The 11,708-nt window shown below is 35.6% G+C and carries 14 protein-coding genes; all 14 read right to left on the reverse strand.

Annotation, left to right across the window (positions count from 1 at the left end; genetic code table 11):
- Positions 1–2: 2 nt before the first annotated feature.
- Positions 3–326, reverse strand: a complete 324-nt coding sequence (locus tag ACP5Q2_RS03510) for an STAS domain-containing protein (RefSeq protein ID WP_428097268.1) — start codon at positions 324–326, stop codon at positions 3–5.
- The gene (locus ACP5Q2_RS03515; RefSeq protein ID WP_428097271.1) at positions 327–1,904 is read right to left on the reverse strand and encodes a SpoIIE family protein phosphatase; all 1,578 of its coding nucleotides are present in this window, start codon (positions 1,902–1,904) and stop codon (positions 327–329) included.
- A gap of 69 nt (positions 1,905–1,973) precedes the next feature.
- Entirely contained in the window at positions 1,974–2,969 is a 996-nt protein-coding gene (locus ACP5Q2_RS03520) for a hypothetical protein (RefSeq protein WP_428097273.1), read from the reverse strand.
- Complete coding sequence (locus ACP5Q2_RS03525; protein WP_428097276.1) at positions 2,966–3,514, reverse strand: hypothetical protein; 549 nt, start codon at positions 3,512–3,514, stop codon at positions 2,966–2,968. The genes ACP5Q2_RS03520 and ACP5Q2_RS03525 overlap by 4 nt, the downstream gene beginning before the upstream one ends.
- The gene (locus tag ACP5Q2_RS03530; RefSeq protein WP_424605553.1) at positions 3,477–3,800 is read right to left on the reverse strand and encodes a hypothetical protein; all 324 of its coding nucleotides are present in this window, start codon (positions 3,798–3,800) and stop codon (positions 3,477–3,479) included. Before ACP5Q2_RS03530 ends, ACP5Q2_RS03525 begins: the two co-directional genes overlap by 38 nt.
- Entirely contained in the window at positions 3,787–5,886 is a 2,100-nt protein-coding gene (locus tag ACP5Q2_RS03535) for a hybrid sensor histidine kinase/response regulator (RefSeq protein ID WP_428097279.1), read from the reverse strand. Before ACP5Q2_RS03535 ends, ACP5Q2_RS03530 begins: the two co-directional genes overlap by 14 nt.
- Before the next feature lie 9 nt (positions 5,887–5,895).
- Complete coding sequence (locus ACP5Q2_RS03540; RefSeq protein WP_428097282.1) at positions 5,896–6,528, reverse strand: protein phosphatase CheZ; 633 nt, start codon at positions 6,526–6,528, stop codon at positions 5,896–5,898.
- Position 6,529: 1 nt separating this feature from the next.
- Positions 6,530–6,907, reverse strand: a complete 378-nt coding sequence (locus ACP5Q2_RS03545) for a response regulator (RefSeq protein WP_428097285.1) — start codon at positions 6,905–6,907, stop codon at positions 6,530–6,532.
- Positions 6,908–6,977: 70 nt separating this feature from the next.
- A complete protein-coding gene (fliN, locus tag ACP5Q2_RS03550) occupies positions 6,978–7,862 on the reverse strand; it encodes a flagellar motor switch protein FliN (protein ID WP_428097287.1) in 885 nt (294 codons plus the stop codon).
- Positions 7,825–8,853, reverse strand: coding sequence for a flagellar motor switch protein FliM (gene fliM, locus ACP5Q2_RS03555; protein ID WP_428097290.1), 1,029 nt, complete (start codon positions 8,851–8,853; stop codon positions 7,825–7,827). Before fliM ends, fliN begins: the two co-directional genes overlap by 38 nt.
- 20 nt (positions 8,854–8,873) lie before the next feature.
- Positions 8,874–9,938: a protein-glutamate methylesterase/protein-glutamine glutaminase gene (locus tag ACP5Q2_RS03560; protein WP_428097292.1), complete on the reverse strand. Its 1,065-nt coding sequence runs from the start codon at positions 9,936–9,938 to the stop codon at positions 8,874–8,876.
- Positions 9,935–10,663, reverse strand: coding sequence for a sigma-70 family RNA polymerase sigma factor (locus ACP5Q2_RS03565; RefSeq protein WP_424605546.1), 729 nt, complete (start codon positions 10,661–10,663; stop codon positions 9,935–9,937). Before ACP5Q2_RS03565 ends, ACP5Q2_RS03560 begins: the two co-directional genes overlap by 4 nt.
- Positions 10,660–10,869 (reverse strand): hypothetical protein, encoded by a 210-nt coding sequence (locus tag ACP5Q2_RS03570; RefSeq protein ID WP_424605545.1) that lies wholly within the window; start codon positions 10,867–10,869, stop codon positions 10,660–10,662. Before ACP5Q2_RS03570 ends, ACP5Q2_RS03565 begins: the two co-directional genes overlap by 4 nt.
- Positions 10,866–11,705 (reverse strand): MinD/ParA family protein, encoded by an 840-nt coding sequence (locus ACP5Q2_RS03575; RefSeq protein ID WP_424605544.1) that lies wholly within the window; start codon positions 11,703–11,705, stop codon positions 10,866–10,868. Before ACP5Q2_RS03575 ends, ACP5Q2_RS03570 begins: the two co-directional genes overlap by 4 nt.
- Positions 11,706–11,708: the final 3 nt, after the last annotated feature.

Raw genomic sequence — 11,708 nt, forward strand, 5'->3', positions numbered from 1 at the left:
TACTACCCTTTCAACGCTTGAGATTCATCAGAATATATCTTAAAAACCTTATCCAATCCAGTAAAAGCAAACATCTCTTTGATATCGTTTGACATATCACACAATCTTAAATTTTTATTTTCTTTCTTACTTCTTTTAAGAAGATCTATGACCTCTCTTAACCCTGAACTGTTCATATACATAACACCTTTAAAGGATAAAACAACAGTGTTTGTCTTTTTAAAAATTTCAAGGACATGATTCTTTAATTCCACCCCAGACTGGGCGTTTACCTCACCTTTTAAATATACTACATTTGTACCACCTACTTCTTTTACATCAAACATTTAAGCCCCCTTTTTCTTAATTACTAATATAGTTATATCGTCATTAAACTTTCTTCCACGACAAAAGTCTTTCACATCAACCATTATATTATCAATAATCTCCTGGCAACTAAGCTCATTAAACATTATCAATTTTGATATCAGTCTATCATACCCATATAAATCATCTTCCGGGTTCATAGCCTCCACCAGACCATCTGTATACATAAAAGCTATATCACCATCATTTAGCTCAAAAGATCCACTCTCATATTCCACATCATCGAATACCCCTAAAAACATACCCCCACATGTAACCTTTTTTACCATCATATTCTTTTTTTCAAATAAAAGCAACGGATTATGCCCGGCACTGGCAAAATTACATTCACCTGTGGCTGAATTTAACACAACATATAGCATTGTAACAAAGTCGTTTGTGTATATATTACTGCACAAAATTTCATTCACCATAGATATTGCTTCACTTGCATTTATGACGTCATACGTATAAGATCTCATAATAGCTCTTGTAATTGCCATTATAACAGCAGCAGGTGTACCATGCCCGGATACGTCTGCAACCGTAAAACCCCAGTAACCATTACTCATCTCAATACAATCGTAATAATCTCCCCCTGCATGTTCGGCGGGGATATAAAGGGAACCAAATTCATAGCCATCAATGATAGGTAATGAAGCAGGTAGAAGACTTGCCTGAATCTCCCCCACTTGCCTTAATTCATCATCTATAATCTTCTGAGCCTGCTGCAGTTTCTCATTAATTTTCAGCAAATCAGCATTAAGTAAAGCCATTTGCCTCTGTTTCTCCTCAAGCTCTTTTTGCTGATTCTTGATTTCATCTATTAAATATACCTCTTTAGTAACATCCCTTATACTTTCCACCATAAAATTTTCAAATTTATTAAAATAAATCGAAAGGCTTTTTCCATCCACCTTTCTTGAACTTTTTGTCACAGATCTATTTTTATATGGACAATCGGGACACTGCTCTTCGAAGCCGTATATATTAAAGCATTTCTTATCTTTTATATCAGATTCTTTAACCTGAAAGATCTCCTTGGTTAAATAATTTAATAAAACTATATCGAAATTCTCATTTACCACCATAATCCCTTCATTTGTACTATTTAAAACTTTTTCAATAAAATGCTGTTTTTTTTCAATCTCCTTTTTTTGAAGGGTAAGCATCACATTTTTTGCTTTGAGCTCTTTAGTCTGATGTGCCATTGTGTCCACTAACTTTTTATTCTCAGTGATATCCGTAATGATTTCCACAAAAGAACCATTTGAAATCTTTTCAAATTTCGCCGAATAAAGTTTCCGAAACCCTCTATGGGTAATAGTATCATGAATTATATTTAATGCAATTTTACCACTTTTAAGATTTTCAATTTGACAGTTTGGACATGGCTCGGTAAAACCAAACAATACGCTAAAACATTTTTTATTTATCAATTTTTCCTTGGGTTTACCTGTAAGATTTTTTACAGGGTTATTAATATACTTAATTCTGTATTCTTCATCTATTTCCATAATAATAGCATCAACAACATCCAACAATAAAGCGCAGTCCATCAACACTCCAATCTTTTATTAAGCATTATTTTAATATAATACTAAAAAAAATTCAATCTGTATTTGAATCTATTTCATAAAAAAAACTACGATCAGTGCCACAATCGATACTATAATTACAATCTTTGACAACTTCTTTAATTGTTTGATAGCAATTTCAATACGCTCTATATCCTTTTTTCTTATCTCCTCAATAATCTCTTCAAATTTATATAAATTATTTTTTCTTTTATTAAATTCTTCCAGATAATGATTCATATCCTCTTCAAGCTCATACTCCACAAGAGCCCCAATATACAACACCAGATTCTGAATCATATAAAAAAAATCATCTTTCATCCATCCAAATGGATCTTCAAATTCGAGGGATGCAACATTCAAAAGATCTGTGAGAAGTGCAAATTGATATGCCTTAAGCTTCTTTCTGATTTCTGAATCGATATTGTTGATATCTTCTATAGTTTTAATAAGCTCAAAAATCTGTTCAAATTGAGCTATTAGCTTATCTCTAAATTCAGAAATTAGTTTTATAGGAACAACTGTTTTTATCTCTTTTGGTTTATTCTCTTTTAAAAAATTTTTTATAAGCACAAACCCTGAAGGTGTCTTAGGTTTTTTTCTTTTTATCTTGGGTTTTACCACAAGCTCTGATTTCTTTTTTATGGCTATTAGGGTTTCTATTATATTATCAGGCGTAAAAATAAAATGCCCTTTGTCATCCAAAACATCACGGCTTGATTCATCGATCCCACCATTTGTGAAGAAAAACAGCTTTAAAATATTAAGATCATTCATTGTTCTTAATACATCGTATGAAACATCCCTTGTAACATCGTTACCGGGTTTTACTATCTCCACCCACACAAGTGCATAATCATCAAGATTTTTTGTATGCTTCCAAACTTCTATGCGCCTATAATCCCCCACATCCCTTATCGACCTGTGAAAACTAAAATTAAGGTCCACCATTATATGACCAATATAGTCATAAAATGTGGAGATATCCATTTCCACAAAGTCTTTGAAACTGAGCTCTTCTATATCATCGAAGATATCCCTTTTCATCGTTTAACCTTACGAATATCTATTTTTATGCTGTTTTCAGGGATATTCAATTTTTCAGCAAAAACAGTTTTTAATCCTAAGGAATCGATTTTACCAGAATCACTTAAAGATTGATTTGAATTGATATATACATTAACCTGATTACAATATTTATTCTCACTACTTGATTTTGTAGTTTTTTTTAAGGATGAAGTTTTGATTTTTGATACATTAGAACCCTTCTTTTTATTGTAATTTTTCAAATTAGTAATTTTTTTAGCAGAACTATCTTTTTTTTCTGAATTGGAAATCTTTTCAGTTTTATCAGTATATTCACTCGAAATAACAGGATTGTTATCTGTTGAATCTTTGCTTAACTTAGTTACTTTTAAAACCTTCCAACCATTGAGATTAACCTCTTCCCGCGCATCTGTATCAGACTTACTAAAGACAATAAATTCTGTTTTTATACCTGTATCTACCTTTTCTGCTAAAACCGAATACTTACCCCTTTGAGCTGCAAAAAGATCACCTCCACCAAATATAAGGATTAGTAGACCTATCATCAGGGGCTTTTTTAGGTAATAGTATATTAGCATTCTCATTTTCCAATTTAAATTCTTTTAATGCCTTCTTGAAATCATTATCGGCATAAACCTTAACAATCTTTAGTTCTTTAATTAAATCTTTTCCACCATTACTTAGGAAAAATGTGTTTGGGGAAAGCTTTGAAGCAGTTTGGAATCTTCTGTCAGAAGTTGTCACCTCGTAGACATAAACATAACAATAGCTTCCCGCCTCAAGAATGATTACTAAAACTAATGTTAGAAGCGATATTCTACCTATTAACACCTATCAACTCATCTATCTTGTTTAGCATCTCTTGCAGGTTTATCGGTTTGGTCATAAATGCGTTTATACCTGATATTTTAGCCTTTTGACCAGCCGCAGCCTCCCCTCTACCAGAAACAGCTATTATAGGTTTATCAAACCCTCTCTCCCTTAATATCCTTGCAAGCTCAAACCCATCTATATCAGGCATCATGACATCTGTTATAAGCAGATCTATATTTAAGTCTTGAGTAGCAGTAATAGCATCATGAGGATTTGTGACCTCCACACAATTGATCCAACCTGAGGAAGATAACAATCTTTTCATAATTTTTCGATCTGTGGATGAATCATCCACAACAAGCACATTCACCATGTTGCCAGAAGAAACGTTTGGCTTTTTTAGTGACTTACCCTTTTTTATCTTTTTAGGCATTTTGGTAGCAATCTCCATAACCCCAGAAACATCAAGAATAAGGCGAACCTTACCATCACCCATTATTGTTGCTCCGGCTATTCCAACATTCCCACTAAGATATTCACCCAATGATTTTATAACTATCTCCTCCTGCCCCACAAGACGATCCACCACAAGACCAATCCTCTTTTCTGCAAGAGCCACCACAACGACATATATATCCTGAGAAAAAGAACCTTCCAATCCAAAAACATCGTTAAGTCTTACAAGCGAAAGCACAGAATCCCTTAGTTTTAATACCTCTCTACCTTCAAAATTATGAATTTCATTTTCATTTATCCTTACAGTTTCAATAACAGATACAAGAGGAATAGCAAAAACTTCGCCTGACACATCCACTAGCAAAGCCTGAATTATGGCAAGAGTAAGCGGCAACTTCAATTTGAAGACGGATCCTTTGTCTATTTCAGATTCTATTGAAATAATACCATTTAACTTTTCTATATTGGTCTTCACCACGTCCATACCCACACCACGACCAGAGACACCAGTTACTTTCTCCGCAGTGGAAAATCCAGGTTTGAAGATAAGAGCAAAGGCCTCTTCTTTGCTCATCCCCTTTGCTTCTTCAGGGGTAATTACCTTCTTTTCTATCGCTTTTTTCTTAAGCTTTTCAGGATCCATCCCTTTACCATCATCGGTAATCTCTATCACTATGTGGTTACCCTCATGATAAGCAGCCAGATGGACTTTACCCTTGGCAGGTTTCCCCTTTTTAATTCTCTCCTCTGGACTTTCTATACCGTGATCCACAGCATTTCTTATCATATGCACCAGAGGATCACCGATCTCTTCCACCACAGACTTATCAAGCTCGGTATCCTCACCAGTAATTATGAGATCAACCTCTTTTTTCAGATCTCTTGCGAGATCTCTAATCATTCTGGGGAACTTATTAAAAACCTTGCCTATAGGTACCATTCTGGTTTTCATTACGGCCAGTTGAAGCTCGGTAGTAATCAAACCGATCTGGGAAGTGGTCTCAAGAAGCTGCTCCACAAGGTAATCCCCTTCAAATTTCCTTTCAAGCTCTGAAGATATTTGGGCAATCCTGTTTCTGCTAAGTACCAATTCCCCAACTAAATTCATAAGGGAATCGAGTCTTGAAACATCAACCCTGATCGTCTGTTCAATTGCTTTTGTTGCTTTTTTAAGTTGAGCTCCTTCCCCTTCATCCTTTTGTTCCACTTTAGGCTGTTTTTTATCAGATTCTACGGCAGTAGCAGAAGAAGCCACCGAAACCTTCCCTTCATTGGCAAGCTTTAATTTTTTTACTATTTGATCTATGTTAACAGTATCACTACCATTTTTTATATCCTCAAGAATCCTTTTGATCACATCCACAAATTCAAGCAGGATATCCATTATCTCTGGAACCACAACCATCTCACCTTTTCGGAGCCTGTTTAAAATTTCTTCCGCATGGTGAGTTACGGTACTCATTTTGTCGAAGCCTAAAAATGAAGATGATCCTTTTATGGTATGGGCAGCCCTGAATATCTTATTAAGTAAATCGAGATCATTTTTCCTATGTTCCAACTCCACAAGATCCTGATCCAGCTGATCTATAATCTCAGAAGATTCCAAAATAAAATCCTGAATCAAATCGTCCATTTCATTATGGGACATAACTGCCTCCTATAGACCAAATTCTTTCAAAAGCTGATTTACTAAATCCTGATCGTTTAATATACTATCTTTCTCACCCAATCTGTTTAACGTATCAACATCTATTTTATTATGTTTTAAACCAAATTTTATTATCAAATCACTTAATTTTTTCTCAAGATCCTTTACCACTTTCAGCAATTTGTCTATCTTCTGTTTTGTAATGTCCTGAAATTCAAGAGCAGATATCATATCAAAAGCTATATCCTGTCCTTCTATAGCCTTATCAACTAATCTATCCACCAGTCCTAACGCTTTATTTAATTCTTCATTTTCTAAAGATTCTTTGAGTAAAGAGATATTGTCTTTTATTTCACTTATGTTAAAATTTATACTATCTGTGAGATTTAAGATCTTTTCGGAAGCAGATTTAGTGTCTTTAACAACATCTTTTAACACCTTTTCAAATACAGGAAGATCTTCATAGCTATCCTCCACAACATCTCTGGCGGTGGAAATCTTTTTGATCGACTCATTGAAAAATTGAACAACTTCAAACAACTCATGATTAGGGTCTATCGATATCGAAGTTAACTCATATTCGCCAGAATTAATCTTCTTAGCGATCTCAATTAATTCAGAGAGATCTTTGACTTCATACATATTACAATCCCAAAAGTTTGAATACTTTCTCCTGCAAAGTCTCAGGTGTAAATGGTTTTACTATATAATTGTTTACACCACTCCTCAAGGCAGTAAGAATATCTTCTTTGGCGGCCTCAGTGGTTACCATCAAAATAGGTAACTCTTTGTATTCAGGTTTGGCTCTAATCGATTTGACAAAAGTAAGACCATCCATCTCGGGCATATTCCAGTCAGTTATTACAAGATCAACTTTATTTTTTGCCAAAACATCCAGCCCCTCAATACCATTACCTGCCTCAAGAATATTTGAAAAACCTAATTTTTGAAGGGTATTCTTTATAATCCTGCGCATAGTGGATGAATCATCTACTGTAATAATCACATGTTCGTAAGCCATTTAATTGCCTCCTGCTTTCTCATATGCATATTGATTATAACTGATGCATATATATATTGTCAACACAAATTTATTTATCCCTTAGCTTTTTAATCCTTTCCTCTTTACTTATAATCTCCTTTATCCTAACCCCAAAATATCCATCCACAATAACCACTTCCCCTTTAGCAATTGGTTTATTATTGACCATTACCACAACAGGCTCTTCTGCGTATTCATCAAGCTCCACTATATTACCAGGGCTTAAACTTACGATATCTTTTAAAAACATCTTGGTGGACCCTATCCTGATGCTTACCGGAACCTCCACATCTAACAATAAATCAATATTTTTACCTCCATAACTTTTCTGCTGCTTTGGCATTGGATTCACTGCAGTAACTTCAGGAGAAAAATCAAAATCATCATCTTCAGAATTCTCTGCCATAATTAAATTTTTAAGCTGTGAAGAGAAAAATACCTTAAATTTAACATTTTTACCATCAAAAGAACCAGACATATCGAATATTAAAATATTTCCAACATAACTTGAGGTATCAAGCAGAGTATCAACAGATATCACCCCAAAAGCCACCTTCTTTTTAAATTCATCATTAAAAGGGATATTCATTGCGGATATCGTTTGGTTTATAAGCTCTTTGATTGCATCCTTTAGATCGTCATTAAGTTCCTGCACACCTTCCCCGGAACCCATCAACATAAGATCAGCAAAACCTGTAATAGTCAATGTATCTATCAAAATGCCACCATCTATACCATTCAAACTTTCTTTAATATTTATAAGTGTTTGTCCCATATACTCCAGAGCAATATCGTTTAGCTCCCCTTCAGCTACGGATTCAACATGAAACTGGAAGCTTTTCCCCAAAAGTGATGAAAAACTATTGGAAAAAATCTCTGATAGTAGGTTGGCAAAACTATTTATCTCGTTGTTCATTTGTAACTTCTTCAACACTTTCGCTCTCCTGAAGTATATTTTTTATCAGTGCACCTTTCTTAACACCAATTACCCCCATTTCCGTTGCAAACTTTTCCAAATTATTTACTTTTAATGCAACATCCTCCTCGGCTTTATGTTCAAAAACTATGGTATCCCCTTCCACAAGTTCCAATATATCGCCAACCGTAAGGATTGTGGGACCTATTTCTAATTTCAATGGAAGATACGCTTCCATTAATATATCAAGAATTCTATCCAGATAATCAAGCCCTTTAACCTTCTTAGCCCCCACCAGCCAATCCTGAGAACTGATCTTACCAAGTATAGGCTCCAGAACAACAGCTGGAAGACAAAGATTTATCATACCTGAAACATCAGAAAATTTCACCTCAAAAACCACAAGGACAACGACTTCATTCTGGGCAACTATCTGCACAACTTGTGGACTATTTTCTGTGATCTCTTTCCTGAATTTAATATTTGGTATTACCTGTTTCCATGTGTCTTCAAGTTCCTTTAACAAAAGATATATCACACTCTCCATAATATGCTGCTCAAGGGCAGTAAGTTCCCTGACTTTGTACATAGGAAGACCAGGGCCCCCAAGAAGCTTATCCACTATAGGAAAAACAAGAGATGGGTTTATTTCAAGTACGGCACTGCCATCCAGAGGTATCAGACTTATTATATTAAAATTTGTGGGATCGGGAAGAGACATCAAAAATTCACCATATGTCATCTGATCCACACTCACAAGATTGACATCTGTTATGGTTCTTAAAAAGTTTGATAATGAGGAGCTAAAATTTCTGGCAAATTTATCATGGAGGTTTCTAATAGACCGGATCTGCTCTTTTGAAACCCTATCAGGTCTTCTAAAATCATATACAGAAATCTTCTTTGGTACAAAATCCACCTCAGGAGAGAATACTTCATCCTTTATCCCGGTATCGGCTACGGTAGACAAAAGAGCGTCTATCTCTTCCTGACTTAAAATATCTGCCATATATCTCCTCTAAAGGGTCTCTATTTACAATACCTCATAATCTGTGAAGCGATATCATCCAATGGTACTACTTCATCCGCAATGCCAGCCTCCACAACTGCTCTGGGCATACCGTAAACCACACAGGAGTCTTTATCTTGAGCAATGACTGCACCACCTCTTTCTTTAAGTTTCTTCAATCCATTTAGCCCATCACTACCCATACCTGTCATGATAACCCCCAGAGCATCCGCACCATAATTTTCGGCAACAGAAGCCGTCATCACATCCACACTCGGTATGTGCAATACATTTGATGGCTCTGTGGATGTCTCTATATAAAAATTCGTCCCAACTTTTTTAATCTTTAGGTGAAATCCACCTTTTGCAATGTACACAACATTTGGCTCCACTTTTTCTTTCCCTTCCACCTCGATCACCTCCAGTTGACTCATAGCATTAAGCCTTGTGGCAAGGGATTTTGTGAAATTTGGTGGCATATGCTGTACGACAAATACAGGTCGATTAAGATCTTTGGTGAGTTTAGGAATAACCCTCTGCAGAGACTGTGGCCCACCTGTAGATGTCCCGATGGCCACCACCTTTTTATTTCCATTGAAAACACCAGTTCTTTTTGGAGCTGATGAAATCGGAGCCTGTGCAGGTGAAGGTGTAACAGGTCTTGATGGTGGTGCTTTTGCGATGATTCTTCTCCCAGCAAAAGTCTTTATCTTTTCTATCAGCTGATCCTCTATCTTCATTATCCCAAGACTGGCAAATGATTTATCTTTTGGTATAAAGTCCACAGCACCTATCTCCAGAGCTTTCAACGTGGCTTCAGCCCCTTCTGTAGTAAGGGAACTAACCATAATTACAGGAATAGGGGCAATTTCAAGAATCTTTCTCAGCGCCGTAAGGCCATCCATCTGGGGCATCTCAATATCCAGTGTTATAATGTCAGGTTTCAATTTTTGAACCATATCTATGGCTTCAACACCATTTCTGGCAAACCCAATAATCTCTATATTGGGCTCCTTTTTCAGCATATTTTCAATAGCTTTTCTCATGAAAGCGGAATCATCAACAACAAGTACCTTTATGCTCATAATACCCCCTTAAGTTTCCTCTTTAACTTCTTAACAGCCTCAGAGTGTATCTGAGACACCCTTGACTCTGAAATCTTCAATACCTCACCAATCTCTTTCATTGTAAGTTCTTCATAATAATACAAAGTAATTACTAGCTTCTCTTTATCAGGAAGGGAATCGATAATTTCCCCAAGTTTGTTTATCAGCTGCTCTTTTATGGTGGAATCCTCAGGACCTTCCACAAAAGACTTTATAGTATCCAGAAGAGATATATCCCCATCCTCATCGAGTGAGGTATCAAGACTTGTCAACTGTCCTGTTTCAATCAGATTGAGGAAATTAAAAACATCCTCCTGGGAAAGATTTGTATATTCCATAATTTCATCGGTATTCGGTTTTCTCCCTAATTTAAATGTTAATTCCTGAAGTTTTTCTTCGAACTGTTTTAATTTGGTTCTAACATTTCTTGGCAAAAAATCCATCTGCCTTAGGGCATCCAGAATAGCCCCTTTGATTCTCCTTTCTGCATAAGAGTAAAAATCTACGCTTCTACCTTTATCGAATTTTTGCAAAGACTCCACCAGCCCCATACAAGCAGCAGAATATAGCTCATCACTATCCACATTAGCCGGCAGTCTGTTGCTAACTCTCAAAACCCATACTTTTATCTTGGGCAAAAACTCTTTTACAATCTCTTCCTGCTCTATTCTATCCAGACTACCTTGGTACAATGCCAGACTCATTCACCACTCACCTTCTTAGTTAGCACAAAGACCATCTCCACCTTTGATAGAATTAGCTTACATACCCAATATATAACAAAAAAAGAAATACAATCCCTTATAAAATAATTTATGGAAATTATATCAAAAATAAATTTAATTGTAAAGGAGAATAAAAATATTATGGAAGCCAGAAGAAAAGATATGTATTGATGTATACTTCTCATAAGCTCCTCCTGAATACACTTGATAACTCATTATTGTAATTCTTTTCGATATTCATATTAACTATCTTTTTACCCACCAATATCAAATCCCTCATATAGATCGAAGTTGGATTGGTCTCCGCAATAGGTTTTTGTTCTCTCACTGATAATGCCACCTCTTTACAATCCCTGATAACCCCGAGCAACTCGAGATCTATATCTAAAAATCTCTTAAGTACATTTTTTAAATTTTCATATATATTAATTCCATCCTCTTTTGTTTTTGACTTATTTACCACAAGATATGGCCTTGTTATATTGAATTCTTTATTGACGACCTTTATGAATGCATATGCATCCGTCACGGCTGTGGGCTCCGGCTGAGTAATTACCACAAGCATATCGGATACGGAAGAGAATTTTATAACATTCTCCCCAATTCCAGCCCCTGTGTCAAAAATAATATAATCATATTTCGAATCAAACTTTACAAAAAGATCCATCAATTTATCGTATTGCCCTTCATCGAGTTTCGTAAGGTTTACAAACCCACTGGAAGCAGGTACCACATCAAAACCATAACCAGAATCCACCACGAGATTATCAGATGAAATATTTCCTTCTAAAAAATCCTTTATATTAGTCTTCACATTGAGATTAAGTAAAATATCCACATTGGCCAAACCAAGATCCGCATCAAAAAGAAGCACTTTTTTCCCCATCCTGGCAAGTGTATGGGAAATATTTACTGCAAAGTTCGTTTTACCAACTCCACCTTTCCCGCTGGAAATCGATATATAAGTGGATCTTCTTTTAACGCCCCATGCTATTTTCCTTAAATTTTGAGCCTGATCCATAAT

It is taken from the genome of Calditerrivibrio sp. (assembly GCF_049968475.1).
Classification (GTDB): Bacteria; Chrysiogenota; Deferribacteres; order Deferribacterales; family Calditerrivibrionaceae; genus Calditerrivibrio; species Calditerrivibrio nitroreducens_A.